Origin of the sequence: Streptomyces phaeofaciens, from assembly GCF_014648915.1 — a bacterium.
GTDB classification, from domain to species: domain Bacteria; phylum Actinomycetota; class Actinomycetes; order Streptomycetales; family Streptomycetaceae; genus Streptomyces; species Streptomyces phaeofaciens.
The window spans coordinates 36,157-60,880 of the sequence record NZ_BMSA01000019.1; the positions used below are offsets into that span (position 1 = coordinate 36,157).

Sequence of the window (24,724 nt, forward strand, 5' to 3'; positions counted from 1 at the left end):
ACGACACAGACTTCCGCAACTCGTAAGGAGCAACCGAAACCATGGCGGTTTCCGTAACCCTTCCGGCGCTCGGCGAGAGCGTCACCGAGGGCACTGTCACCCGCTGGCTGAAGGCCGAGGGTGAACGCGTAGAGGCCGACGAGCCCCTGCTCGAGGTGTCGACCGACAAGGTCGACACCGAGATCCCCTCCCCCGCCGCCGGCATCCTGGCCTCCATCAAGGTCGCCGAGGACGAGACGGTCGAGGTCGGCGCCGAGCTGGCCGTCATCGACGACGGCACCGGCTCCCCCGCCGCCGCCCCGGCCCCCGCCGCCGAGCCCGCCGCGGCTCCGGCTCCGGCCCCCGTGGCCGAGGCCCCGGCCGCCCCGGCGCCCGCCGCCGAGGCCCCCGCCGCGCCCGCCGCCGCCCCCGCCGGTGGCGCGTCCGGCACGGACGTGGTCCTGCCCGCGCTCGGCGAGTCCGTCACCGAGGGCACCGTCACCCGCTGGCTGAAGTCGGTCGGCGACAGCGTCGAGGCCGACGAGCCGCTGCTCGAGGTCTCCACGGACAAGGTCGACACCGAGATCCCGGCGCCCGCCTCCGGTGTGCTGCTCGAGATCACGGTCGGCGAGGACGAGACCGCCGAGGTCGGCGCCAAGCTCGCCGTCATCGGCGCCCCGGGTGCGGCTCCGGCCGCTGCCCCGGCCCCCGCCGCCCCGGCCCCCGCGCCCGCCGCCGCCCCGGCTCCGGCCGCTCCGGCTCCGGTCGCCCCGGCCGCCCCGGCTCCGGCGCCCGCGCCCGCCCCGGTCGCCGCCGCCCCGGCTCCGGCCGCCCCGGCCCCCGCGCCGGTGGCTCCGGCCCCGGTCGCGCCGGCTCCGGTCGCGCCTGCCGCGCAGGCCACCGACGAGGGCGCCTACGTCACCCCGCTGGTGCGCAAGCTGGCCGCGGAGAACGGCGTCGACCTGGGCTCCGTCAAGGGCACCGGCGTCGGCGGCCGGATCCGCAAGCAGGACGTCATCGCCGCCGCCGAGGCCGCGAAGGCCGCCGCCGCGGCTCCGGCCGCTGCGACTGCCGCGGGCCCTGCCGCCGCGAAGAAGGCCCCGTCGCTGGAGGCCTCCCCGCTGCGTGGCCAGACCGTGAAGATGCCCCGCATCCGCAAGGTCATCGGCGACAACATGGTCAAGGCGCTGCACGAGCAGGCCCAGCTGTCGTCGGTCGTCGAGGTCGACGTCACGCGTCTGATGCGGCTGCGCGCGCAGGCGAAGGACTCCTTCGCGGCCCGCGAAGGCGTCAAGCTCTCCCCGATGCCCTTCTTCGTGAAGGCGGCGGCCCAGGCGCTGAAGGCCCACCCGGTCATCAACGCCAAGATCAACGAGGCCGAGGGCACGATCACCTACTTCGACACCGAGAACGTCGGTATCGCGGTGGACTCGGAGAAGGGCCTGATGACCCCGGTCATCAAGGGCGCCGGCGACCTGAACATCGCCGGTATCGCCAAGGCCACGGCCGACCTGGCCGGCAAGGTCCGCGGCAACAAGATCACTCCGGACGAGCTGTCCGGCGGGACCTTCACCATCTCCAACACCGGTTCGCGCGGTGCGCTCTTCGACACGATCATCGTGCCGCCGGGCCAGGTCGCGATCCTCGGCATCGGCGCCACGGTCAAGCGCCCGGCCGTCATCGAGACGGAGGAGGGCACGGTCATCGGCGTCCGCGACATGACGTACCTGACCCTGTCCTACGACCACCGCTTGGTCGACGGTGCCGACGCGGCCCGCTACCTGACCGCGGTGAAGTCGATCCTGGAGGCCGGCGAGTTCGAGGTCGAGCTCGGCCTGTAGCCCCCAGCGGCCGTACCACGAAGGCCCCCGTCCGGAGCTTCTCCGGACGGGGGCCTTCGTGCCGTGCGCCGCGTCCACGCCCGTAAGCGGCGTGTAAGTCTCGTCTCACCTGCGTAAAAGCGCCCTTGTGCGCCCCTCCCGAAAGCGCTCGCGGCCGTATTGTTACTGAACGTCGAACGCCCCGGGGCCGGGCGGCCCCTCCCTAAGGAGCACTCATGACCGCGCCCGTCGTCCACTCGCTGCGCGAACAGATCCGCGAGCACATCGTGGAGGGGATCGTCAGCGGGCGCTGGAAGCCGGGCGAGCGGATCGTGGAGCGGCGGATCGCCACCGAGCTGGAGGTCAGCCAGACGCCGGTGCGGGAGGCGCTGCGCGAGCTGGAGTCGCTGCGGCTGATCGAGTCGGCGCCGAACAAGGGCGTACGGGTGCGGAACCTGACGGCGGCCGACCTGGAGGAGAGCTACCCGGTCCGGGCCGGTCTGGAGGCGATCGCCGCGGAGCTGGCGGCGGAGCGGCTGGCGCAGGACTGCTCGGCCCTGGAGCCGCATGTCGCCGCGCTCTACGAGGCCGACCGGCACGCGGACGGCACCGCCCAGGTGCGGCACACCGTCGGCTTCCACCGGGAGCTGGTGCGGGCGGCCGGGAACTCCGTGCTGCTGCACACCTGGGAGGGCCTCGGCATCGAGGTGTTCACGGCGCTGTCCATCCGCTGGCTGGGAACCGTGCAGCAGTCCTACGCGGAGGAGCACGAGGAGCTGGTGCAGGCGTTCCGGCGGCGGGATCCACGGATCGCGGAACTGGTGAAGGCGCACGTGCTGGGCTGCGCGCCGCGCGCCTGACACAGCCGAGCAGACCCCCGCTCACCTGCGGAAATCCTCCGTATTCGCGGCACCGGGTGCCCGCCCGAAAGGCACCCCGTGCCGACTTTCTCGTAATCGAGAGGTTTTGCCCCTGAACCCTTTGATCGATCATCGATCAGGGGGTTACAGTCACCGACGGGCCGCGTGGCGGAGCCACAGATCGGTACCGCACCAGAGCCCCACGCCCTGTCCTGCCAAAGACCAAGGGCACCCCCCGAAACACCTCACAGGGAACCCCCTTCGACTGAGGAAGGCGGCGAAATGACCGACCCCAACGCCATCCAGCCGAGCGCGCTCGACCAGCTCCCCGACCGTGACCCGGAGGAGACCGCCGAATGGCAGGCCTCGCTGGACGCGGTCGCCAAGGCGGCCGGGCCGCACCGTGCGGCGTACCTGATGCGCCGGACGCTGGAGCGTGCGGAGGGCAACGGCATCGCGCTGCCCAAGCTGCTCGAGACCGACTACGTCAACACCATCCCGACCGCCTCCGAGCCGTCCGCGCCCGGTGACGAGGAGATGGAGCGCCGGATCACCGCGTGGAACCGCTGGAACGCGGCCGCGATGGTCACCCGCGGTGCCAAACACGGCGTCGGCGGCCACATCGCCACCTTCGCCTCCGCGGCCTGGCTGTACGAGACCGGCTTCAACCACTTCTTCAAGGGCAAGGAGGCCGACGGCTCGGGCGACCAGCTCTACATCCAGGGCCACGCCTCCCCCGGCATCTACGCCCGCGCCTTCCTCGACGGCCGGCTGAACGAGGCGCACCTCGACAACTTCCGCCAGGAGTCGGGCGGCAACGGCCTCCCGTCCTACCCGCACCCGCGGCGGCTGCCCTGGCTGTGGGAGTTCCCGACGGTGTCGATGGGCCTCGGCCCGCTGTCGGCGATCTACCAGGCGCGCTTCAACCGCTACCTGACCAACCGCGGCATCAAGGACCTCTCCGCCTCCCACGTCTGGGCCTTCCTCGGCGACGGCGAGATGGACGAGCCCGAGTCGACGGCGGCACTCGCGCTCGCCTCCCGCGAGGGTCTGGACAACCTGACCTTCGTCATCAACTGCAACCTGCAGCGCCTCGACGGACCGGTCCGCGCCAACTTCAAGATCGTGCAGGAGCTGGAGGCCCAGTTCCGCGGCGCCGGCTGGAACGTCGTCAAGACGCTGTGGGGCACCGCCTGGGACGAGCTGTTCCAGCTCGACACCACCGGCGCGCTCGTCCGCCGGCTGCGCGAGGTACCCGACGCGCAGGTGCAGACGTACCAGACGCGCGGCGCCGCCTACATCCGCGAGGACTTCTTCGGCAAGGACCCGGCGCTCGCCGAGATGGCGAAGCTGCTGAGCGACGACAAGATCCTCGAGTGCTTCCACCTCTCCCGCGGTGGCCACGAGGCGCGCAAGGTCTACGCGGCCTACAAGGCGGCGGTGGAGTTCAAGGGCGCGCCGACCGTCATCCTGGCCCAGACCGTCAAGGGCCACACCCTCGGCGAGGGCTTCGCGTCGAAGAACGCCAACCACCAGATGAAGAAGCTCTCGGTGGACGAGTTCAAGACGATGCGCGACCTGCTGGAACTGCCGATCCCGGACAGCGCGTTCGTCGACGGCGTGGTCCCCTACGGCCACCCGGGCGCCGACTCCCCCGAGGTCCGCTACCTCCAGGAGCGCCGCGCGGCCCTCGGCGGCCCGGCCCCGGCCCGCCGCACGCACGCGCTCGCCCCGCTGCCCGCCCCCGCCGAGAAGGCGTTCGCCTCCTTCGACAAGGGCTCCGGCTCGCAGAACGTGGCGACCACCATGGCCTTCGTCCGCCTGATCAAGGACCTGGTCCGCGACAAGGAGACCGGGAAGCGCTGGGTGCCGATCGTCCCCGACGAGGCGCGCACCTTCGGCATGGAGAGCCTCTTCCCCTCCCTGGGCATCTACTCGCCCAAGGGCCAGACGTACGAGCCGGTCGACCGCGACCAGCTGATGTACTACAAGGAGGCCAAGAACGGCCAGATCCTCAACGAGGGGATCACCGAGGCCGGTTCGATGGCCGACTTCATCGCCGCGTCCACCGCGTACTCCACGCACGGCGAAGCGATGATCCCGTTCTACATCTTCTACTCGATGTTCGGCTGGCAGCGCACGGCCGACCAGATGTGGCAGCTCGCCGACCAGCTCGGCCGCGGCTTCCTCGTCGGCGCCACGGCCGGCCGTACGACCCTGACGGGCGAGGGCCTCCAGCACGCCGACGGCCACTCCCCCGTCATCGCCGCGACCAACCCGGCCGCCCTCACCTACGACCCGGCGTTCGCCTACGAGGTCGCCACGATCGTCAAGGACGGTCTGCGCCGGATGTACGGCGAGGCCGCCCCGGGTGAGGACCCGAACGTCTTCTACTACCTGACGGTCTACAACGAGCCGATGCCGCAGCCCGCCAAGCCGGCCGGCCTCGGCATCGACGAGGGCATCGTCAAGGGCCTGTACCGCTTCAACACGGCGGAGTCGGCGGGGCTCTCCCCGGCCGCCAACGCGCCGCGCATCCAGCTCCTCGCCTCCGGCACGGCGATCCACTGGACCCTCCAGGCGCAGAAGCTGCTCGCCGAGGAGTGGGGCGTGGCCGCCGACGTGTGGTCCGCGACCTCCTGGACCGAGCTGCGCCGCGACGCGCTGGAGGCCGACGCGGCCCTGCTGCGCGGCGAGGAGCGGGTGCCGTACGTCCGTCAGGCGCTCCAGGGCGCCGAGGGCCCGGTGCTCGCGGTCTCCGACTACATGCGCCAGGTCCCGGACCAGATCGCGCAGTGGGTCGAGCAGGACTGGTCATCGCTGGGCGCGGACGGCTTCGGCCTCTCCGACACCCGCGCGGCCGCCCGCCGCCACTTCGGCGTCGACGCGGAGTCGGTCGTCGTCGCGGCCCTGGCCCAGCTCGCCCGGCGCGGCGAGGTCAAGGCCACCTCGGTGAAGGAGGCGCGGGACCGCTACGGCCTGTAGAGGGCGGCGTTTCGGTCGAAGGGGCACGGCACTGCGCCGTGCCCCTTCGTCGTCGGCGGGCCCGGCATCATGGGCATCATGCGTGCTGCCCGCCTCATCAAGATGGTGCTGCTCCTGCAGTCCCGGCCCGCCATGACCGCCGCCGAGCTGGCCCGTGAGCTGGAGGTGTCCGAGCGGACCGTCACCCGGGACGCGCAGGCGCTGTCGGAGGCGGGGGTCCCGGTGTACGCGGAGCGGGGGCGGACCGGCGGGTACCGGCTGGTCGGCGGGTACCGCACCGGGCTGACCGGGCTGGGCCGGGGCGAGGCCGAGGCGCTGTTCCTGAGCGGGGTGCCGGGCGCGCTGCGGGAGATGGGCCTCGAGGACGTGGCCTCCGCGGCCCGGCTGAAGGTGTCGGCCGCCCTGCTGCCGTCCCTGCGGGACGCGCCGCGGGCGGCGGCGCAGCGGTTCCATCTGGACGCGCCCGCGTGGTTCCGGGAGCCGGAGGTGCCCGCACTGCTGGCGGTGGTCGCGGACGCGGTGTGGGACGACCGCCGCGTGAGCGCCCGCTACCGGCGCGGGGACGGTGAGGTCGAGCGGGACCTGGAGCCGTACGGGCTCGTGCTGAAGGCGGGGGTCTGGTATCTGTGCGCCCGGGTTCGGGAGAGGGAGCCGGAGACGGAGCCGAAGGCGGCGGCGGGTTCGGGGGCGGTCGGTTCGGCGGGGGCCGGGGACCTGCGGACCTACCGGATCGACCGGTTCGTCGCGGTCGAGGTGCTGAAGGATCGTTTCCACCGGGACGAGTCCTTCGATCTGCCCGGGTTCTGGGGCGAGCAGGCCGAGCGGTTCGCGCGCTCGATCCTGCGGGCCGAGGCCGTCGTACGGCTCTCGGAGACCGGGGTGCGCAGACTGGTCCACACGGTGGATCCGGTGGCCGCGCGGGACGCGCTGGCGGGGGCCGGGGAACCGGACGGGCACGGGTGGGTCACGGTCACCCTGGGCGTGGAGTCGGAGGACGTGGCGCACACCCAGCTCGCCGCGCTCGGCGCCGAGGCGGAGGTGATCGCCCCGCCGTCGCTGCGGGCGCGGTTCGCCGCGGACGCGGCACGGCTGGCGGGCTTGTACCGCGCGTGACAATCCCCGGCACTCCGGGTGCGCCGCACCCCTCCAGGCACGATGCTGGACGCGTGATGGACGAGACGGAGTTCTGGGAGCTGGTGGACGCCTCCCGCGAGGGCGCCGAGGGCGACCCGGAGGATCAGGCCGACCTGCTCGTGGACCGGCTGGTCCGGCTGGACCCGGAGTCCGTGCTCGACTTCGCCCGGCACTTCGAGGCGCGCTACAGCCGCGCCTACACCTGGGACCTGTGGGGCGCCGCCTGGGTGCTGCTCGACGGGGCGAGCGACGACGCCTTCGACTTCTTCCGCTGCTGGCTGATCGGGCAGGGCCGCGACGTGTTCGAGGGCGCGGTGCACGATCCGGACGCGCTCGCCGAGCTGCTGGGCGACTTCGACGAGGAGCTCGACGGGGACGGCGAGGACCTCGGTTACGCGGCCGACGAGGCCTACGAGCAGCTCACCGGGGCCGTCGCGCCCGATCTGGGCATCCCGCCCGCGGCCGCGGAACCCGCCGGCACGCCGGTCGACTTCGAGAACGAGGGGGCGCTCGCCGAGCGGTACCCCCGGCTGTGGAACCGCTTCAAGGAGTGAGTCCTCCTCCCCCTCCTCACAGGGTGACCCGGCGGCGCGTGGTGTCCGCCGGGATGTAGGCCTGCTGCTGGTCGGCCCGGACGGCGTGGTGCAGCGGCGCCTTGTTGGCCTGTTCGAGGGCGGACGCGGTCGTGGCGGCCGGGCCCAGGACGACCGCGGCGACGGCGCACAGGACCGTCCAGGGGCTGCGGGCGGCCCGGGCCCAGCCGGCGTCCCGCTCCGTGGCACCCGCGGACCCCGTGAACCCGGTGGACCCCGTGGACTGCGTGCGACTGCTGTTCATCTCTCTCCCCGCCTCCGGTCGGCTTGTGTTGTGCATGACCGTAGGAGGCGGGGATGGGAGGAGTCTGAATCCTGCCTAAGGGGTTCCTGTGAGCCCGCGCGCGCCCGCTCCCGCGCCCGTCCCCTTGACCGGGCGGCCCTGGAGCCGGGCGGCCGTCTGGCGGATCTCCGGCAGCCGGGCGGAGAGGGCGGCGCCGGGGCAGCTGGTCATGTAGCCGTCGTCGTGGCCGGCGAGGGCGGGCAGGGTGGCGGTGGCGCCGGCCCGGTAGCGGCTGAGGCTGTTGCTGGAGGTGAGACGGGCCTGGGTGCGCGGGTCCACGTCGGACAGACCGAGCTTCCAGGCGGCGACCGCCGCGATCGAGTCGACCATCGCCTGCGGGACCTTCACCCCGGCGGTGAAGGTGCCGAGCGCGGCGATGCCGGCCGTGCGGTGGTTGAAGCCCTGGGTGTGGGCGCCGGTGACGGGACGGTCGACGCCGCCCGCGCGGCCCTCGTAGACGGTGCCGCACTTGTCGACGACGAAGTTGTAGCCGAGATCGTCCCAGTCCCGGGCTCCGGTCTGGCCGGCGTACAGGTAGCGGATGATGCGGGGCGCGTCGGCGCAGTCGTAGCTGTTGGGCGAGTCCGTGTGGTGGACGAAGACGGCGACGACCTTGTCGTCGTAGCGCGGCGGTGGCTGCTTGCGGCGGCTGACGTCGTCCAGCCAGGCCGTGCGCGGCACGATGCGCGGCTTGACGGCCGTGTGGGCGGAGGCGGGGCGCGCGGCCGGGGGGCGCAGGGCGCGGGCGGCCTGGGCGGAGGTGGCGGCGCGGTCGACGCCGTCCGCGCACAGTCCCAGCGCGGCGACGGCTGCGAGGCCGGGCACGCAGCCCAGCAACACCATGAGCGGGCCCGGTATCCGTGGCGGGCGCCGCCTTCGTGTTCCCCGCGATCGGCGGGGGACCGGTCGGTTGACACACATGGACCCACTGTCGACCGGATCCGCCCGGCCCGCGATGTGTGCTCTGCCACCTGGTGGAACCGACGTCCCGGTCCGCGGCGTTTTCCGAGGTACACGCACACGTGGCCGATTCCGGGCGCCGCGCGCGCGTGGCTGATCACTGGGCCCGTCCCCCGCGTACTAAGGGGTCTGAGAGAAAGGCGGCTCTGTGGACCTGCTCGACATCCTGCTGGTACTGGCGATCCTGGCCTACGCCGGCTCGGGCTACCGGCGCGGACTGGTGGCCGGCTGCGTCTCGCTGGCCGGGTTCGTGGGCGGCGCGGTGGTCGGCGTGTGGGTGCTGCCCTGGATGATGGACCTGGTGACACCGGGGACGACGGCGGCGACGGTGACGGCGGTGTTCACGGTCCTCGTCCCGGCGGTGGTGGGGCACGAGCTGGCGGGGCGGCTGGCGCTGCGGCTGCGGCGCGAGCTGGACCGGGGGCCGCTGCGGGTGGCCGACGGGGTCGGCGGGGCGGCGGCCAACGCGGTGGCGGTGCTGATCGTGGCGTGGGTGGCGGCGAGCGTACTGGGCGCGTCCTCGTCGCCGCTGGTGACCTCGTCGATCCGGGACTCCCGGCTGCTCGGCGCGGTGCAGGACGCGATGCCGGACACCACCCCGGCCTGGTTCTCCGACGCGACGTCGGCGCTCACCCAGGCGGGCTTCCCGCAGGTCTTCAACCCGTTCGAGAACGAGTCGACGGCGGAGGTCGCCGAGCCCAGCGGCGACAGTGTCACGGCGAGCGCGACGAACGCGGCGAAGCTCAGCACGGTCAAGATCGAGGGCGTCGCGGGCGACCAGGGCCGTGAGGGCAGCGGTTTCGTGTACGCCCGCGAGCATGTGATGACCAACGCGCACGTGGTGGCGGGCATCGACGACCCGACGGTGCGGATCGGCGGCGTGGGCCGGACGTACGACGCCCGGGTGGTGCTCTTCGACCCGGACAAGGACGTGGCCGTGCTGTACGTGCCCAAGCTGCGCGCGCCCGTGCTGCGCTTCGACGACACCGCGAAACGGGGCAACGAGGCGGTCGTGGCGGGCTATCCGCAGGACGGCGACCTCAACCTCCAGGCGGCGACGGTCGCGAGCCGGGTGAAGGCGACCGGCCGGAACATCTACAACGACGAGATCGTCACCCGTGAGATCTACTCGATCCGCTCCACGGTCCGCCCGGGCAACTCCGGCGGCCCGCTGCTGACCACCGACGGCCGGGTCTTCGGCGTGGTGTTCGCCCGCTCCACCTCGGACGACGAGACCGGGTACGTGCTGACGGCCGCCGAGGTCTCCGGCGACGCCGAACGGGCGGCGAAGTCGACGGCACCGGTGGACACCGGCCGGCTGACCAGCTCCTGACCGTCGTACGGGGCGGCCGGCGGCCGGCCCGCGGGCGTCGCCACGGCCGGCCGGTCCCCGGGGGTCACACCGGCCGGCCCATGAACACGTCGTCCACGTACGCCCCGTCCAGCAGGAACTCCTCCGGCAGGATCCCCTCGACCACGAACCCCTCGGACGCGTACAGCGCGCGGGCCGGGGCGTTGTGGGCGAGGACGCGCAGGGTGATCCGGCGGGCGTCGCACCGGCGGGCCTCCTCGACGGCCGCGCGGACCAGCGCCCGTCCGACACCTCGGCCGCGTGCCTCGTCGGTGACGGCGAGGCCCTGTATCTGGCGGACGTGCGCGTTGCAGGCGAGCGGGGTGGGGTGGGCGAGGCGGATGTAGCCCACGGGGCGCCCGTCCAGCTCGGCGACCAGGAAGTCCTCGGGCGGGTGGCGTTCGTCGAAGAGGGGAGCGTAGGGCGGCTCCGGCTTCGGCATGACGGCGTGCAGCGGCGACCAGGTGAGCCGGTCGATGAGGGAGAGCGCGTCGTCGTCGGCGGGCGTCGCGGTGCGGATACGGAGTTCGGCGGATGCGGACATGCGCGTCACCCTAGGGGGTGTCTCGTCGATCGGGCCGGATCAGGGAGCGGGGTCCGGTGCCGTGCATCGCAAGGCGGAGGAGGGCGTCATGGCGGAGCCATGGCAACCGACGACAACGCCGCGAGGCGCGGTGCCGGACCCCGCGAGCCCGGCATGATCGACGAGACACCCCCTGAGGCGCGGAGGCCGGATCCCGGCCGGGGATTTCTCCGGTCACGGGGCAGGATGGGCGCATGGAACTGGAACGTAGGCGAATCGCGGTGGCCGGCGCGTCCGGTCTCATCGGCAGCGCGCTGGTGCGGTCCCTGACCGCCGACGGGCACGAGGTGGTCCGCCTGGTGCGGCACACGCCCCGCGATGCCCAGGAGGTGCGGTGGGACCCCGAGCGGGGGCAGGTGGACGCGGCGGGGCTCGCCGGGTGCGACGCGGTGGTCAATCTGGCGGGCGCGGGCGTGGGCGACCGGCGCTGGAGCGAGGCGTACAAGCGGCGCATCCACGACAGCCGGGTGTACGGCACACAGGGTCTGGCCAGGGCGGTCGCCTCGCTCGACGAACGGCCGCGGGTGTTCGTGAACGGCAGCGCGATGGGCTTCTACGGCGAGACCGGCGACCGGGTGGTGGATGAGCGGTCGCCCGCCGGGAGCGGGTTCCTGCCGGAGCTGTGCGTGGAGTGGGAGGCGGCCGCGGAGCCGGCCGAGGCGGCGGGCGTGCGGACGGTGTTCACCCGGACCGGGCTGGTCGTGGCGCGCGAGGGCGGGGCGTGGGGGCGGCTGTTCCCGCTCTTCCTCGCGGGGCTCGGCGGGCGGATGGGCGACGGGCGGCAGTACTGGTCCTACATCGCGCTGCACGACGAGGTGGCGGCGATCCGGCATCTCCTGGACCGGGACGACCTGTCGGGGCCGTTCGACCTGACCGCTCCCGAGCCGCTGACGAACCGTGAGATCACGGCGGCGATGGGGCGGGTGCTGCGCCGGCCGACGCTGTTCACGGTGCCCGCGCCGGTGCTGCGGACGGTGCTGGGCGAGATGGCCGGGGATGTCCTGGGCAGCGCGCGGGTGGTGCCGAAGCGGCTCCTGGAGTCGGGGTTCACCTTCGCGTTCCCCGGGATCGAGGATGCCATCCGGGCGGCGTGAGCGGCCTCGTGCGGCTGCGTGCGACCGGCTGTGCCGACCCGGGGCGATCGCATGCGACCGTCGTGCGACCGTGCCCTGTCCATGCGCGACTGTTCCCGACCGATCACAGCCCTAACCTCGATCCGAACTCGGGCATCCCGGAAGCCAGTTGGGGGCATGACGTCTCCACCGGCCGCGCAACCTCGAGGAGGGGCACGTGCTTGAGCCCGCGTACCAGGCAGACGTCGTCGTCGTGGGAGCCGGAGTCGCCGGCCTCTCCGCGGCACATCGCCTCATCAGCGCAGGAGTAACGACCGCAGTCCTGGAGGCCGCCCCTTACGTCGGCGGCCGCATGTCGACCGAGAAGGTCGACGGCTTCCGGCTCGACCGCATCGGACAGCTGCTGTCCACGGCGTATCCCGAACTGGGCCTGACTCCGGGGCTCGACGCGCTCGTCCTGCGCCCCTTCGCCCCCGGGGTCCTGCTGCACAGCGACGGACGCCACCACCGCGCGGGCGCACAGGCGGGCGCGGGGAGCGCAAGGGGCGCACTCCACGCCGTACGCGCCCTGGCGAGCGCCCCACGGCCGGGTGCGCTGCCCCGGCCGCGCCCGGCCGCCGCCCGGCCCGTGCCGCCGCCCAGGGTCCGGCCGGGAGCCCCGCTGGGCACCGCCGTCGACCAGGCGCGGCTCGGCGCCGCGCTCACCCGGATCGCGGCCACACCCGCCGAACGGCTGCTGCGCCGCCCGGAGTCCCCGGCCGGCGAGGCCCTCGCGGCCCGCGGACTGCCCGCCCGCACGATCGACGGGTTCCTGCGCCCGCTGCTGGCCGCGCTGCTCTGCGACCCGGACCTCAGCACCTCCAGCCGGTGCGCGGACCTCGCGCTGCGCTCCTTCGCGGCGGGCCGGCTGTGTCTGCCGGAGGGCGGCGCCGAGGTGCTGCCGGAGCTGCTCGCACGGACCCTGCCGGCGGGCACCCTGCACACCGGCGTGCGGGTCACCTCGGTCTCCACGACCTCGGTGACCACCGCCGAGCACGGCGAGTTCCGCTGCCGGGCCGTCCTGGTCGCCACCGACGCCCGCACCGCGGCCGAGCTGCTGCCGGGCCTGCGGATGCCCGACTTCCACCCGGTGACGGTCGTTCACCACACCACGGACGAGCCGCCGTCGACCGGCGCCTCGCTGCTGCTGGACGCCGACCGCGGCGGCCCGGTCGCGCACACCGCCGTGGTCAGCGGCATCGACCCGAGCCGGGCGCCCGCGGGCCGCGCGCTGATCTCGTCCACCGTCCTCGGCACCCCGCCCGACGGCGTCGACACCGCCGTACGGATGCACCTGTCCCGGCTCTACGGCGTCCCGACCGCGCGCTGGGAGACCCTCGCCGTCCACCACACCGCCGAGGCCGTGCCCGCGATGCGGCCGCCGCACGACCTGCGGCGGCCGGTGCGGCTGCTGGCGGGCCTGTACGTCTGCGGCGACCACCGGGACACCAGCACCGTCCAGGGCGCCCTGCACTCGGCCCACCGGGCGGCGTCGGCGATCGTGGCCGACCTGGGGGCGGCGGGGTCCCTGCACCGGGCGGACCCCGCGCCCAGCGCCGCGCAGGCGGCGTAGTCAGCCCATGGCCGCCACCTTGTCCCGGTAGGTGCGCACCGGAGCCGCGTCCTTGTACGGCTCCAGCCTCCGCTCGAAGTCCCTGACGTACTCGACCGCCCGCACCGAGCGCATCTCGGCCGCCTGGCCGGCCGCCTCGGCGGCCAGCTGGCAGGCCTGGTCGAGTTCGCCGAGGCCGAGGCGGGCGGAGGCGAGGACGACGCGGCAGAAGAGGCGGCTGCGGGCATAGGCGGCGGGGCGCAGCTGGAGGGAGCGTTCGGCGTGCTGGACGGCGGCCCGGAACTGCTGGAGGTCGCGGTGGCAGTGCCCGAACTCGTCGGCCAGCTGCGCCTCGTCGAAGAACCGCGCCCAGTGCGGCACCTCGTCCCCGGCCCGGGCCGCCTCCAGCGCGCGCTCGGCCCGCACCAGCGCGGCCGTGCAGGCCCGCACCTCGCCGAGCACCCCGTGCCCGCGCGCCTCGGCGCAGTGCAGCAGCGCCTGGACGACCGGCGGCGCGCCGGAGCCGACGCCCTGCTGGGCCACCCGCGCGAGCTGGACGGCCTCCCGCCCGTGGCCGAGGTAGACGGCCTGGCGGCTCATGGTGACCAGCACGAACGAGCCGTACGCCCGGTCCCCGGCCGCCTGGGCGAGCCGCAGGGCCTGGACGAAGTAGCGCTGGGCGAGGCCGTGCGCGGCGATGTCGAAGGAGGTCCAGCCGGCCAGCCGGGTGAGGTCGGCGGCGGCGGCGAAGAGCCGGCGGCCGGTCTGTTCGCCGTAGGTGCCGCGCAGCATGGGCTCGCACTCGTGCTCCAGGTAGCGCACGAGGGCCTGACGGGCGTGGCCGCCGCCGTACATGTTGTCCAGGGTGCGGAACAGCTCGCCGACCGAGCGGAGCGCGGAGATGTCGCCGGGGGTGACCCGCTGGCCGGGGCCGCGCTCGACGGTGCCGCGCTGCCGCGGGACGGCCACCGGCGGTGCCGCCGGGGCCGGGGGCGCCTTCGGGGCCGAACGGCTCTGGACGGGCACCCGGGCGGACTGTTCGCCGCGGGCGACCCGCTCGTCGGCCCGTCCGATCAGCCAGTCGCGGCTCGGCACGACGAGCCCGGCCGGAGTGAAGGCGATCTTGCGGAGTTCGGCGTGGCTGCCGGAGTCCTTGCGCCACAGCCCGCCGACGATGTCCACGGCCTCCTCGGGGGTGCCGGCGAACTCCAGTCCCGCGTAGACGGGGGCGCAGGCGTCCAGACCGAGGTCCTGGGCCGTCAGCCGGCGGCCGAGGCGCCGGGTGAAGACCTCGGCGATGAGGGCGGGGGTGGTGCCCCGGGGCTGCTGCCCGCGCAGCCACCGGGTGACGGAGGTCTTGTCGTATCTGAGATCCAGCCCGTGTTCGAGCCCGAGCTGATCGACCCGACGGGCCAGACCCGCGTTGGAGAAGCCCGCTTCTGCGATGAGCGCGGCGAGCTGGCGGTTGGGAGTGCGCTGCGCGGGTCGTTCCGTCATCTGCGGTGCGGTCTCCTGCCTCCCGGGCCTCTGACATGCCCGGATGAAGTGCCCTGATGGTGTGATCAGCCCTTTTGGCCTCGCGAACGGCGCGAATGTAGCGGAGCGTAGCCACTCGGCTGCATATCTCGACCCTCATTCATCCGATCGTGTGAGAATCGACCACCGGGCTGACGTGCGACGCGCGGACGTACAGTGGCTTGGGCGCGCCACGCGCCTTACGACCTTCCAGGGAGGCGCTCGCCGTGAGTGAGTTGCGGTTCGTCCGTATGGGTTTCGGAGCCGACGCCGTGGAGTACCAGGAGGCCTGGGACGAGCAGCGCCGGGTGCACGCGGCCCGGTTCGCCGACGAGCTCCCCGACACCGTGCTGCTCCTCGAACACCCGCCGGTCTACACGGCGGGGCGGCGCACCGCCGACAGCGAGCGCCCGCTCGACGGCACCCCGGTCGTCGACGTGGACCGCGGCGGCAAGATCACCTGGCACGGTCCGGGCCAGCTGGTGGGCTACCCCATCCAGAAGCTCCCGCGCCCGGTGGACGTCGTCGCGCACGTCCGGCGGCTGGAGGAGGCGCTGATCCGCACCTGCGCGGAGTTCGGCCTGGAGACCACCCGGGTCGAGGGCCGCAGCGGGGTGTGGGTGCTGGGCGACCCGGTGCAGCAGCGCCCCCTCCTGGGCGGCCTGTCCCTGGACTTCGACCCCCGGCTCACCGACGACGAGTTCGACCCGCGGCTCAACGGCCCCGAGTACGCCCCCTCCAACGCCGGACAGCGCCGCGAGGACCGCAAGATCGCGGCGATCGGCATCCGGGTCGCCAAGGGCGTGACGATGCACGGCTTCGCACTGAACGTGAACCCCGACAACAAGTGGTTCGACCGGATCATCCCGTGCGGGATCCGGGACGCGGGCGTCGCCTCCCTGGCGAACGAGCTGGGCCGCGACGTCACGATCGCCGACGTGCTGCCGGTGGCGGAGCGCCATCTGGCCGAGGTCTTGGAGAACGCCGTCCTCGCGCCCAGGGTGATCGAGAAGACACCGGCCGCCTGACGCGGGCAGCGGGCTTTCAAATCCACGGGCGTACCCTGGGGGACGCCAAAGAATCAATCGCTAGGGAGCCGGTCGTGTCCGCAGTCGCACCCGACGGACGCAAGATGCTGCGCCTCGAGGTCCGCAACAGCCAGACCCCCATCGAGCGCAAGCCCGAGTGGATCAAGACCCGGGCGAAAATGGGCCCCGAGTACACGAAGATGCAGAACCTCGTGAAGAGCGAGGGCCTGCACACGGTGTGCCAGGAGGCCGGCTGCCCCAACATCTACGAATGCTGGGAGGACCGCGAGGCCACCTTCCTCATCGGCGGCGACCAGTGCACCCGGCGCTGCGACTTCTGCCAGATCGACACCGGCAAGCCCGAGGCCCTGGACCGGGACGAGCCGCGCCGGGTCGGCGAGTCCGTCGTCACCATGGACCTGAACTACGCCACCATCACCGGCGTCGCCCGCGACGACCTGGAGGACGGCGGCGCCTGGCTGTACGCCGAGACGGTCCGCCAGATCCACGAGCAGACCGCCGCCCGGGAGGGCGGCCGCACCAAGGTCGAGCTGCTCGCCCCCGACTTCAACGCCGTACCGGAGCTGCTGGCCGAGGTCTTCGCCTCGCGTCCCGAGGTCTTCGCGCACAACGTCGAGACGGTCCCGCGGATCTTCAAGCGGATCCGTCCCGGCTTCCGCTACGAGCGCTCGCTGAAGGTGATCACCGACGCCCGCGACTACGGCCTGGTCACCAAGTCCAACCTGATCCTCGGCATGGGCGAGACCCGTGAGGAGGTCAGCGAGGCGCTGAAGCAGCTGCACGCGGCCGGCTGCGAGCTGATCACGATCACGCAGTACCTGCGTCCGTCCGTGCGCCACCATCCGGTGGAACGCTGGGTGAAGCCGCAGGAGTTCGTGGAGCTGAAGGAGGAGGCCGAGCAGATCGGCTTCTCGGGCGTGATGTCCGGCCCGCTGGTGCGCTCCTCGTACCGCGCCGGGCGGCTGTACCAGATGGCCGTCGAGAAGCGCGGCACGTACATCGCCGTACAGGCCGTGTGACCTGGGCGACAGTCGTCGGGGCCGTTGCTCCGTACGAGCGCGGGACATACGTGTGAACTCGCGCACAAGATGTTACCGGCCAGTAGTGGCCGATACGACGCGGTCCCGACCGTCCTCGCAGATGAGGACCCCGGTCGGGACCGCGTCGGCGTTCCCGGGCCCCGGAATGCCCCTCATCAAGGCTTCATGGGCGTTTGACCGGTCGGTCACGCCCTGGTAACACCGAACAGTGACGCTGGTGTCACACCACGTAGACCCGCACCGACCCGCACCGACCCGCACCCACTGCCGTCCGAGGGGGCTCCCACCATGCAGGCCGCGCCCGTTCGCGCCACCGCGATCCCGTCCTTCACCACCGCCCTGCGCGCCGTCGAGTCGCTCCTCATGAGCGGCGGACAGCGCACCGCCCGCCAGAACGCGTGGACCTCCGTGCTGGAGGACCGCCGTCGCGCCAAGGACCGTGTCGAGGCGCAGCGCGTCCTCGAAGCGGTCACCTCCGCCCGCCCCTGACCCCGCGCCGCACCTCCGCGGCCCACACCTGCCCCACACCTGCCCCACATCTCCCCCGCCCTGCCCTCGCCCCGCCCCGGCCCTTCCCCGCGCCGGAGCCGGCCCTGACCCGCCCGCCGGTCGGTCCGCGATCCGCACCTCCCGGACACTGCCGTCGTCGGCACTTCCGGGGCCACGTAGACTTCGTGGCATGGCGAGAAGTGACAGTGCGGCGGAGGCCGCGAACACCGGGCGACTGAAGCAGATCGCCCTGACGTACAAGATGACCCGCAGGGCCGACAAGAAGATCGGCTTCATCCTCGCGGGTGTCTTCCTCATCATCCTCGGTGTCTTTCTCGCGATCGGTTTCCTGATCGGGCACCCGGTCTATCTCGGCATCCTGGGCTTCCTGCTCGCCTTCCTCGGAACGGCGATCGTGTTCGGGCGCCGGGCCGAGCGGGCCGCCTTCGGTCAGATGGAGGGCCAGCCGGGCGCCGCCGCGGCCGTGCTCGACAACATCGGCCGGGGCTGGACGACCACCCCCGCGGTGGCGATGAACCGCAGCCAGGACGTGGTGCACCGCGCGGTCGGCAAGGCCGGCATCGTGCTGGTCGCCGAGGGCAACCCGAACCGGGTGAAGACCCTGCTGGCCGCCGAGAAGAAGAAGATGAACCGCATCGTCGCGGACGTCCCGGTGCACGACGTGATCGTGGGCACGGGCGAGGGCCAGACGGAGCTGAAGAAGGTGCGGACCACCTTGATGAAGTTCCCGCGCGTGCTGACCGGCCCGCAGGTGACCGCGACCAACGACCGGCTGCGCGCCATGGGCGACCTGATGAGCAACATGCCGCTGCCCAAGGGGCCGATGCCCAAGGGCATGCGCATGCCGCGGGGCGGCCCGAAGGCCCGCTGATCCCCGGACATGACGAAAGGGGGCGCCCGGATCACTCCGGGCGCCCCCTTCGTCGTGACCGGCCCGCGGCGGGACACGGCCTAGATCCGCACCTCGACCGTGCGGGCCAGACGGTCGTGGAGGCCGCGGCCGTCGCGGTCCCAGACCAGGGCCGGGATCGCCAGGCAGAGCAGGACCGAGCGGGCCGCGGAGCGCAGCGGGCTGACGGTGCCGGTCTCGGCGGACACCACACGCAGGCCGAAGAGGCGCTTGCCGGGCGTGAAGCCGACCGTACTCACCGTGAGGAGGCTCGTCACGAGGAAGACGAGCAGGGTCCAGTTGCTGGTGGCGGGCGTGTAGCCGTCCGTGATCAAGCTGTATGCGATCAAGAGGCACAGGCCCCAGTCCACCGCCAGGGCGCCGAGCCGCCGTCCGGGGCGGGCGATCGAGCCCGGCCCCTCCTCCGGCAGACCGAGCTGCTCGCCCCGGTATCCGAAGTCGGCACCGGCGTCCTCCATGGCCGCGCGGGGTCCGGAGAGCCACGATCCGAGTGCTTGCCTGTTGTCCACCCGTCCACGGTACTGCGCACCCATATGACCGGGGGACGGCGGGGTGTGTCCGGGCTACGGTGGAGGGGTAGCCGGTTAACTTGTGCGAAACAAATGGGTCACGCCCGAGAAATCACGCGTCCCTAGGGTCGGCATCAGCGTGTGCCACCGCACTGGCCGCACGAACGAACTACCACCCCGGCTCGACGGCCGGGAGTAGGAGGAGCTGGATGTTCCAGAACGCCGACGAGGCCAAGAAGTTCATCGCGGACGAGGACGTCAAGTTCGTCGACGTCCGGTTCTGCGACCTGCCGGGCGTCATGCAGCACTTCTCGCTGCCCGTCGAGGCGTTCGACCCGGACGAGGAGCTCGCGTTCGACGGTTCGTCGATCCGCGGCTTCCAGGCCATCCACGAGTCCGACATGGCGCTGCGCGCCGACCTGTCGACCGCGCGGATGGACCCGTTCCGCCGCGACAAGACGCTCAACATCAACTTCTTCATCCACGACCCGATCACGGGCGAGCAGTACTCCCGTGACCCGCGCAACGTGGCGAAGAAGGCCGAGGCGTACCTGGCGTCGACCGGTATCGCCGACACCGCCTACTTCGGTCCCGAGGCCGAGTTCTACGTCTTCGACAGCGTGCGCTTCAAGACCTCGGAGAACGAGTCCTTCTACCACATCGACTCCGAGGCCGGCGCCTGGAACACCGGTGCGCTGGAGGACAACCGCGGTTACAAGGTCCGCTACAAGGGCGGCTACTTCCCGACCCCGCCGGTCGACCACTTCGCCGACCTGCGTGCGGAGATCTCCCTGGAGCTGGCCGCGTCCGGCCTCCAGGTCGAGCGCCAGCACCACGAGGTGGGCACCGCCGGCCAGGCCGAGATCAACTACAAGTTCAACACGCTGCTCGCCGCGGCCGACGACCTCCAGCTCTTCAAGTACATCGTGAAGAACGTCGCCTGGCGCAACGGCAAGACCGCGACCTTCATGCCGAAGCCGATCTTCGGCGACAACGGCTCGGGCATGCACGTCCACCAGTCGCTGTGGAGCGGCGGCTCCCCGCTGTTCTACGACGAGGCCGGTTACGCGGGCCTGTCGGACATGGCGCGCTACTACATCGGCGGCATCCTCAAGCACGCCCCGTCGCTGCTGGCCTTCACCAACCCGACGGTGAACTCGTACCACCGTCTGGTGCCGGGCTTCGAGGCGCCGATCAACCTGGTCTACTCGCAGCGCAACCGCTCCGCGGCCATGCGTATCCCGATCACGGGCTCGAACCCGAAGGCCAAGCGCGTCGAGTTCCGCGCGCCCGACTCCTCCGGCAACCCGTACCTGGCCTTCTCGGCCCTGCTGCTCGCGGGCCTCGACGGCATCAAGAACAAGATCGAGCCGGCCGAGCCGATCGACAAGGACCTCTACGAGCTGGCCCCCGAGGAGCACGCGGGCGTCGCCCAGGTCCCGACCTCCCTCCCGGCCGTCCTCGACTCCCTCGAGCGCGACCACGAGTTCCTGCTCGCCGGTGACGTCTTCACGTCCGACCTGATCGAGACGTGGATCGACTTCAAGCGCCAGAACGAGATCGCCCCGCTCCAGCTGCGGCCGCACCCGCACGAGTTCGAGCTGTACTTCGACGTGTGATCGACCCGTAGCGCCACGCCTTTCGGCGACGCCCTCGTTCCGGTTTCTCGGGACGGGGGCGTCGTCGTATCGTGCCGGGGTACGGATGTTCGAGATGGGGGAACGGGGATGTCTCAACAGGACGACGCGGAGCGCGAGTTCGACCTTCGGTGGGCGGACGGGGCCGAGCACAAGGAGCCCTCGGCGCGGGCCCGGATGTTGGCCGCGCGGTGGAAGGAGAACCCGCCGGAGCCGGTGCCGTTCCGTGGTGATCCGCGGCCGGTCGCGCCCCGCAGGTCGTCGTGGGTGTCGACGACGATCGTCCTCGGCATCGTGGCGGCGGTGATCCTGCTGCTGGGGTACGCCCGCTTCCAGGCGCCCTACTAGGAGAGGCCCCCGCCGGAATATCGCGCGACCGGGTGCCGCCCGGAACCCTACGATCGCCGGACACATCGAAGGCGGTCGGGGGCGGGCATGGTCCGGAGCACGGCGGACGGGGAAGCGGCGGCGGCACGACTCGCCCAGGGGGAGCCGGTGCGGCAGGTGCTGCCGGGGGACGACGCCTCGGCCTGGACCGCGCTGGACGCCGGGGTGCGCGCCTGCCACCTCGACGAGCGTCTGTGGCTGCCGGACTGGGAGAGGATCCCGGACGGCCGGATCGTGGCCGCTCTCGTGCGCGAGCGTCGGCCCCTCACCGAGGCGCAGCTCGCGCTCGCCCTCTGCCACCGTGACGGCAGGATCCGGTGGGCGGCCCTCGGCCGGGCCGCCGAGCACCCCGGCCTGCTGCCCCTGGTCGTCGTGCGCTGTTCCGACTGGGTTCCGCAGGTGCGCGAGCCCGCCCGGCGGCTGCTGGCCGAGACGCTCGACGCCGGGACGGCCGTCCGGCTGCTGCCGCTGATCCTGCGTGTCGGGCGCCGGGACCGGGGCGACTTCGCCACCGGCCTGGCCACCGCACTGCTGCGCACCGCCCCTCCCAGGACCCTCGCACCGCTGTACACGCACGACGACCGTGCCGCACGCCGGTACGCCCACCGCCTCGCCGTCGACGAAGGGCTCCTCTCCCCCGCCGAGCTGGCGCGCACGGCCGCCCGGGACTCCGACACCGTCGTGCAGTCGCTGTGTGCGGACGCCGCGCTCGCCGCGCTCGCCGACGGGGCCCACGGCGACGTACTCGAACCGCTGCTCGCGGCACGCGGTCCGCGCGCGCGGTCGGCCGGAGTCACCGCGCTGCGGCGGGCCGGGCGGCCCGAGCGGGCGGTGGAGTTCCTGAGCGACCGGTCGGGTCTGGTGCGGGCCTGCGCCCGGTACGTCGTACGGCAGCACGGTGGGGATCCGTCGGCCTGGTACCGGGAGCGGTGCGCGGACCCGGCCGGCGTGTCGCCCGGGGCGGTGCTCGGGCTCGCGGAGTGCGGGGAGCGGCAGGACGCCGTTCTCCTGTGGCCCCTGCTCCGGCATCCGGCGGCGGCGGTACGGGCGGGGGCGGTGGCCGGACTGCGGACGCTGGACGTGACGGACATCGCCCGGCTGCTCCCGTCGCTCGACGATCCGTCGCCCGCCGTGGTGCGCCGGGCGACGCTCTCGCTGCTGCCCTCCGCGGGGTCCCTGGACACCGGCCCGCTCACGCGGCGGACCGGCACCGGGTGGCCGCCGCATGTGCGGATCGCCGCGTTCCGGCTGCTGAAGGCGCACTCGGTGCCGGCCCGGCTGCGGACCGCGGTCGCCCTCGCCGACGACGAGAACGACCGGCTGCGGACCCTGGCCCGGCGGTCCCTGCGCGACTGGGGCTTCGCGATGGACCCGCGGGGGAGGGCGGAGACGGAGGAGCTGCTGGACCGGGCACGGCGCCGGATCGACGAGCTGACGCCGGCGCGGCCGGGCGGCTGAGGCCCGCACCAGGAGGCTTTGCTGGCCCTAGGGCTGGTCACGACCGCTTCATGGCGGGCCCGGGTGCACACTGGGCAGTGGGGCGAGTGCGTGACTGCGGGGTGATTGCAGATGCAGAGCCGTTTCCGGAGCGACCGGCAGCTGACCGTGCGGATGACCGTCACGTTGTTCCTGCTCGGGCTGCTCTACGTGGCCTTCGTCGCCGCGTTGATCGTCTTGCTGAAGTCTTGGGTGCTGGTCGTCGTGGTGGTGGCCGGAGTACTGGGCGCGCAGTACTGGTTCTCCGACCGGATCGCGCTGTTCGCGATGCACGGACGGGTCGTCGAGCGGGAGGATTACCCCGAGTTGCACGCCGTGGTGGACCGGCTCTGCGCGATCGCGGACATGCCGAAACCGGTGGTCGCCGTGTCGGAGATGGACATGCCCAACGCGTTCGCGACCGGGCGGAACCCCGACAACGCCGTGGTGTGTGTGACGACCGGCCTGCTGCGGCGGCTGGATGCGGCCGAGCTGGAGGGAGTGCTTGCGCACGAGATGTCGCACGTGGCGCACAAGGACGTCGCCGTGATCACGATCGCGTCGTTCCTCGGCGTGATCGCCGGGCTGATCGTGCGGTTCGCCTTCTACTCGCAGCTGTTCGGCGGCGGCCGCCGGGACCAGAACACCGCGGCGGTACTCGCCGCCGTGATGGCCGTGTCGGTGGCCGTGTACGCGATCAGCTTCCTGCTCATCCGGGCGCTGTCGCGGTACCGGGAACTGGCCGCGGACCGGGCGGCGGCCCTGCTCACCGGCCGGCCCTCGGCGCTGGCCTCCGCCCTGACGAAGGTCTCCGGGGACATCGCCCGGATCCCGACGAAGGACCTGCGCACGGCCCAGGCCTTCAACGCCTTCTACTTCACCCCGGCGCTGGGTTCCGAGCCCGGCCTCGCCCGTCTCTTCTCCACCCACCCGAGCCTGGAACAGCGGCTCGACCAGCTGGGGCGGATCTCCGCCGAACTGGGCGAGGCCGCCAGGCCCGGGAAGGCGGGCTGATCATGGGGCTGCTGGACATCCTGCTCGGCCGGACGAAACCGGCCGCTCCCGATCTGGACCAGCTGTTCGCGCTGCCCTCCGCGGCGGTGACGCTGGAGGCGGCGGCCGGGTTCACGCCGACCGGGCAGGGCGCCGTCTGCTTCGCCACCGTGGAGGGCGCGGCCTTCGAGCAGACGCACCGCGAGGTCCAGGCGCTCCTCGACGCGGACACCGAGCGCACCGGTCCCCCGGTGCGGCTGCTGCGCGACGACCACGGCTACTCCTGGCTGGTCTCGCAGCGCGGCCCGGACGAGCTGTCGCTGCTGGTGAACGATCTGCACGCGGTGAACAGCGCGATGGAGGTCAACGGCTTCGGGCCACAGCTGCTGTGCTCCCTGGCCGGTTTCGAGAACCCCGACGGCCGTCCGCTCGCGCTGGTGTACCTCTACAAGCGCGGCACGTTCTATCCGTTCGCGCCCCTGCCCGAGCGGGGCCAGCGGCGCGACAGCCCGCTCGAACTCCAGGTGCGGGCGGCCCTCGCGGACGACCTGCGCATCGAGCCGGACCTGAGCCGCTGGTTCCCGGTGTGGGGCGCGCCCGCGCTGTGAGGCGGTCGGGGCGGGACGCGTGGTCCGTCCGTCCTCAGTGGTCCGTCCTCAGGCCTCAGGCCTCAGTCGTCTGTGGTGCGTGGGGCGTGAGTCAATAGGGCCGTGATCAATCCGACTCGCCTCACGCCCGAGCACGACGGCTCCGCGCGCCCGCCCGAGTACAGCGGCTTCACGCACGAGTACGACGGTGAACGCCTCAGCGGGGTCTACGGCGCCGGCCCGGGACCGGCCACCGCCGTGGTGCTGCACGGCGCCGGCAACGGCAGCAAGGAACGGCTGCTGCCGCTGCTCGGGGAATTCGCCGCGCACGGCTGCCGCACCCTCGCCTTCGACTTCTCCGGGCACGGCGAAAGCAGCGGCGTGCTGGGCGAGTTGAGCCTGCGGCGGCGGTTCGAGCAGGCGGTGTCCGTGATCGACGCGTACGTGCCCGCGGCGGGGCCCCTGGTGCTGGTCGGCTTCAGCATGAGCGGGCAGACCGTGGCCGATCTGGCCGCCCACTACGGAAGCCGGGTGACCTCCCTGGGGCTGTGCGCGCCCGCGGTGTACGCGGCCGGGGCCTGGGACGTGCCGTTCGGGGCGGGGGACGGGGAGTTCAGTGCGATCATCCGACGCCCCGGCAGCTGGCGGGAGACGCCGGCGCTCGATGTGCTGCGGGCCTACCCGGGCCGGGCGGTGCTCGCCGTGCCGGGCACGGACGCGGTGATCCCGCCGGAGGTGACGCGGGCCGTCCAGGACGCGCTCGGTGCCCGCGCCCGGTACACCCGCCTCGAACTGCCGGACGCGGGGCACCGGCTGGGCCTGTGGTTCCGCGACCACGCGGGCGACCGGCAGGAGTTCGTACGGGCCGTGCTGGCACCGGGTCCGGCGGCCGTCTGACG

The 24,724-nt window shown here is 72.8% G+C and carries 23 protein-coding genes; 18 read left to right on the forward strand and 5 right to left on the reverse strand.

Features of this window, described 5'->3' with window-relative positions:
* The first annotated feature begins 41 nt into the window (after positions 1 to 41).
* From sucB to IE275_RS28395, 5 genes are all read left to right on the forward strand, one after another.
* The gene (gene sucB / locus IE275_RS28375) at positions 42 to 1,820 is read left to right on the forward strand and encodes a 2-oxoglutarate dehydrogenase, E2 component, dihydrolipoamide succinyltransferase (RefSeq protein WP_189714283.1); all 1,779 of its coding nucleotides are present in this window, start codon (positions 42 to 44) and stop codon (positions 1,818 to 1,820) included.
* Positions 1,821 to 2,035: 215 nt separating this feature from the next.
* A complete protein-coding gene (locus IE275_RS28380) occupies positions 2,036 to 2,659 on the forward strand; it encodes a GntR family transcriptional regulator (protein ID WP_189714284.1) in 624 nt (207 codons plus the stop codon).
* 282 nt (positions 2,660 to 2,941) lie between these two features.
* Positions 2,942 to 5,644 carry a pyruvate dehydrogenase (acetyl-transferring), homodimeric type gene (gene aceE / locus IE275_RS28385; RefSeq protein ID WP_189714285.1) on the forward strand — a complete coding sequence of 901 codons (2,703 nt, stop codon included), beginning with the start codon at positions 2,942 to 2,944 and terminating at the stop codon, positions 5,642 to 5,644.
* A gap of 78 nt (positions 5,645 to 5,722) precedes the next feature.
* Positions 5,723 to 6,757 carry a helix-turn-helix transcriptional regulator gene (locus IE275_RS28390; RefSeq protein WP_189714286.1) on the forward strand — a complete coding sequence of 345 codons (1,035 nt, stop codon included), beginning with the start codon at positions 5,723 to 5,725 and terminating at the stop codon, positions 6,755 to 6,757.
* Between the two features lie 56 nt (positions 6,758 to 6,813).
* Positions 6,814 to 7,332: a DUF4240 domain-containing protein gene (locus IE275_RS28395; RefSeq protein ID WP_189714526.1), complete on the forward strand. Its 519-nt coding sequence runs from the start codon at positions 6,814 to 6,816 to the stop codon at positions 7,330 to 7,332.
* 16 nt (positions 7,333 to 7,348) lie between these two features.
* Here IE275_RS28395 and IE275_RS28400 read toward each other — a convergent pair whose 3' ends face one another.
* Both IE275_RS28400 and IE275_RS28405 read right to left on the reverse strand, forming a co-directional pair.
* Complete coding sequence (locus IE275_RS28400; protein ID WP_189714287.1) at positions 7,349 to 7,615, reverse strand: hypothetical protein; 267 nt, start codon at positions 7,613 to 7,615, stop codon at positions 7,349 to 7,351.
* Between the two features lie 75 nt (positions 7,616 to 7,690).
* Entirely contained in the window at positions 7,691 to 8,494 is an 804-nt protein-coding gene (locus IE275_RS28405; RefSeq protein ID WP_229870681.1) for a peptidoglycan recognition protein family protein, read from the reverse strand.
* Between the two features lie 268 nt (positions 8,495 to 8,762).
* On the opposite strand from IE275_RS28405, the gene IE275_RS28410 reads away from it, so the two are divergent.
* Positions 8,763 to 9,947: a MarP family serine protease gene (locus IE275_RS28410; RefSeq protein WP_189714289.1), complete on the forward strand. Its 1,185-nt coding sequence runs from the start codon at positions 8,763 to 8,765 to the stop codon at positions 9,945 to 9,947.
* Between the two features lie 64 nt (positions 9,948 to 10,011).
* On the opposite strand, the gene IE275_RS28415 is transcribed toward IE275_RS28410, so the two are convergent.
* Positions 10,012 to 10,509, reverse strand: coding sequence for a GNAT family N-acetyltransferase (locus tag IE275_RS28415; protein ID WP_189714290.1), 498 nt, complete (start codon positions 10,507 to 10,509; stop codon positions 10,012 to 10,014).
* A 233-nt stretch (positions 10,510 to 10,742) separates the two neighbouring features.
* Here IE275_RS28415 and IE275_RS28420 point away from each other — a divergent pair, with 233 nt between their 5' ends.
* Both IE275_RS28420 and IE275_RS28425 read left to right on the forward strand, forming a co-directional pair.
* Positions 10,743 to 11,642 carry a TIGR01777 family oxidoreductase gene (locus tag IE275_RS28420; protein WP_189714291.1) on the forward strand — a complete coding sequence of 300 codons (900 nt, stop codon included), beginning with the start codon at positions 10,743 to 10,745 and terminating at the stop codon, positions 11,640 to 11,642.
* Between the two features lie 196 nt (positions 11,643 to 11,838).
* Positions 11,839 to 13,233: an NAD(P)/FAD-dependent oxidoreductase gene (locus IE275_RS28425; RefSeq protein ID WP_189714292.1), complete on the forward strand. Its 1,395-nt coding sequence runs from the start codon at positions 11,839 to 11,841 to the stop codon at positions 13,231 to 13,233.
* Here the strand turns inward: IE275_RS28425 and IE275_RS28430 are convergent, their stop codons facing one another.
* A complete protein-coding gene (locus IE275_RS28430; RefSeq protein ID WP_189714293.1) occupies positions 13,234 to 14,709 on the reverse strand; it encodes an NsdA family TPR-like regulatory protein in 1,476 nt (491 codons plus the stop codon). It abuts the gene before it with no gap.
* A 245-nt stretch (positions 14,710 to 14,954) separates the two neighbouring features.
* On the opposite strand from IE275_RS28430, the gene lipB reads away from it, so the two are divergent.
* The 4 genes from lipB to IE275_RS28450 all read left to right on the forward strand — a co-directional run bounded on the left by lipB (position 14,955) and on the right by IE275_RS28450 (position 18,197).
* A complete protein-coding gene (lipB, locus tag IE275_RS28435; protein ID WP_189714294.1) occupies positions 14,955 to 15,755 on the forward strand; it encodes a lipoyl(octanoyl) transferase LipB in 801 nt (266 codons plus the stop codon).
* 74 nt (positions 15,756 to 15,829) lie between these two features.
* Positions 15,830 to 16,795: a lipoyl synthase gene (gene lipA / locus IE275_RS28440; protein ID WP_189714295.1), complete on the forward strand. Its 966-nt coding sequence runs from the start codon at positions 15,830 to 15,832 to the stop codon at positions 16,793 to 16,795.
* Positions 16,796 to 17,104: 309 nt separating this feature from the next.
* Positions 17,105 to 17,305 carry an SCO2195 family GlnR-regulated protein gene (locus tag IE275_RS28445; RefSeq protein ID WP_189714296.1) on the forward strand — a complete coding sequence of 67 codons (201 nt, stop codon included), beginning with the start codon at positions 17,105 to 17,107 and terminating at the stop codon, positions 17,303 to 17,305.
* Positions 17,306 to 17,495: 190 nt separating this feature from the next.
* Positions 17,496 to 18,197, forward strand: coding sequence for a DUF4191 domain-containing protein (locus tag IE275_RS28450; RefSeq protein ID WP_189714297.1), 702 nt, complete (start codon positions 17,496 to 17,498; stop codon positions 18,195 to 18,197).
* Positions 18,198 to 18,277: 80 nt separating this feature from the next.
* Here IE275_RS28450 and IE275_RS28455 read toward each other — a convergent pair whose 3' ends face one another.
* A complete protein-coding gene (locus IE275_RS28455; protein WP_189714298.1) occupies positions 18,278 to 18,745 on the reverse strand; it encodes an RDD family protein in 468 nt (155 codons plus the stop codon).
* 209 nt (positions 18,746 to 18,954) lie between these two features.
* On the opposite strand from IE275_RS28455, the gene glnA reads away from it, so the two are divergent.
* From glnA to IE275_RS28485, 6 genes are all read left to right on the forward strand, one after another.
* Positions 18,955 to 20,364, forward strand: coding sequence for a type I glutamate--ammonia ligase (glnA, locus tag IE275_RS28460; RefSeq protein ID WP_189714299.1), 1,410 nt, complete (start codon positions 18,955 to 18,957; stop codon positions 20,362 to 20,364).
* Between the two features lie 108 nt (positions 20,365 to 20,472).
* Complete coding sequence (locus IE275_RS28465; RefSeq protein ID WP_189714300.1) at positions 20,473 to 20,730, forward strand: SCO2583/SCO2584 N-terminal domain-containing protein; 258 nt, start codon at positions 20,473 to 20,475, stop codon at positions 20,728 to 20,730.
* An 87-nt stretch (positions 20,731 to 20,817) separates the two neighbouring features.
* On the forward strand, positions 20,818 to 22,227 hold the full coding sequence (locus IE275_RS28470; protein ID WP_189714301.1) for a hypothetical protein: 1,410 nt from the start codon (positions 20,818 to 20,820) through the stop codon (positions 22,225 to 22,227).
* Between the two features lie 111 nt (positions 22,228 to 22,338).
* Positions 22,339 to 23,259 carry a zinc metalloprotease HtpX gene (htpX, locus tag IE275_RS28475; RefSeq protein ID WP_189714302.1) on the forward strand — a complete coding sequence of 307 codons (921 nt, stop codon included), beginning with the start codon at positions 22,339 to 22,341 and terminating at the stop codon, positions 23,257 to 23,259.
* 2 nt (positions 23,260 to 23,261) lie between these two features.
* Positions 23,262 to 23,846 carry a PspA-associated protein PspAB gene (gene pspAB / locus IE275_RS28480; RefSeq protein ID WP_189714303.1) on the forward strand — a complete coding sequence of 195 codons (585 nt, stop codon included), beginning with the start codon at positions 23,262 to 23,264 and terminating at the stop codon, positions 23,844 to 23,846.
* 102 nt (positions 23,847 to 23,948) lie between these two features.
* The gene (locus IE275_RS28485; RefSeq protein ID WP_229870658.1) at positions 23,949 to 24,722 is read left to right on the forward strand and encodes an alpha/beta hydrolase; all 774 of its coding nucleotides are present in this window, start codon (positions 23,949 to 23,951) and stop codon (positions 24,720 to 24,722) included.
* The last annotated feature ends 2 nt before the right edge of the window (positions 24,723 to 24,724 follow it).

Coding starts and splice junctions, on each gene's coding strand:
- sucB (WP_189714283.1), top strand. CDS start 42: ATGGCGGTTTCCGTAACCCTTCCGGCGCTCGGCGAGAGCGTCACCGAG.
- IE275_RS28380 (WP_189714284.1), top strand. CDS start 2,036: ATGACCGCGCCCGTCGTCCACTCGCTGCGCGAACAGATCCGCGAGCAC.
- aceE (WP_189714285.1), top strand. CDS start 2,942: ATGACCGACCCCAACGCCATCCAGCCGAGCGCGCTCGACCAGCTCCCC.
- IE275_RS28390 (WP_189714286.1), top strand. CDS start 5,723: ATGCGTGCTGCCCGCCTCATCAAGATGGTGCTGCTCCTGCAGTCCCGG.
- IE275_RS28395 (WP_189714526.1), top strand. CDS start 6,814: ATGGACGAGACGGAGTTCTGGGAGCTGGTGGACGCCTCCCGCGAGGGC.
- IE275_RS28400 (WP_189714287.1), bottom strand. CDS start 7,615: ATGAACAGCAGTCGCACGCAGTCCACGGGGTCCACCGGGTTCACGGGG.
- IE275_RS28415 (WP_189714290.1), bottom strand. CDS start 10,509: ATGTCCGCATCCGCCGAACTCCGTATCCGCACCGCGACGCCCGCCGAC.
- IE275_RS28420 (WP_189714291.1), top strand. CDS start 10,743: ATGGAACTGGAACGTAGGCGAATCGCGGTGGCCGGCGCGTCCGGTCTC.
- IE275_RS28430 (WP_189714293.1), bottom strand. CDS start 14,709: ATGACGGAACGACCCGCGCAGCGCACTCCCAACCGCCAGCTCGCCGCG.
- IE275_RS28445 (WP_189714296.1), top strand. CDS start 17,105: ATGCAGGCCGCGCCCGTTCGCGCCACCGCGATCCCGTCCTTCACCACC.
- IE275_RS28450 (WP_189714297.1), top strand. CDS start 17,496: ATGGCGAGAAGTGACAGTGCGGCGGAGGCCGCGAACACCGGGCGACTG.
- glnA (WP_189714299.1), top strand. CDS start 18,955: ATGTTCCAGAACGCCGACGAGGCCAAGAAGTTCATCGCGGACGAGGAC.
- IE275_RS28465 (WP_189714300.1), top strand. CDS start 20,473: ATGTCTCAACAGGACGACGCGGAGCGCGAGTTCGACCTTCGGTGGGCG.
- IE275_RS28470 (WP_189714301.1), top strand. CDS start 20,818: ATGGTCCGGAGCACGGCGGACGGGGAAGCGGCGGCGGCACGACTCGCC.
- htpX (WP_189714302.1), top strand. CDS start 22,339: ATGCAGAGCCGTTTCCGGAGCGACCGGCAGCTGACCGTGCGGATGACC.
- pspAB (WP_189714303.1), top strand. CDS start 23,262: ATGGGGCTGCTGGACATCCTGCTCGGCCGGACGAAACCGGCCGCTCCC.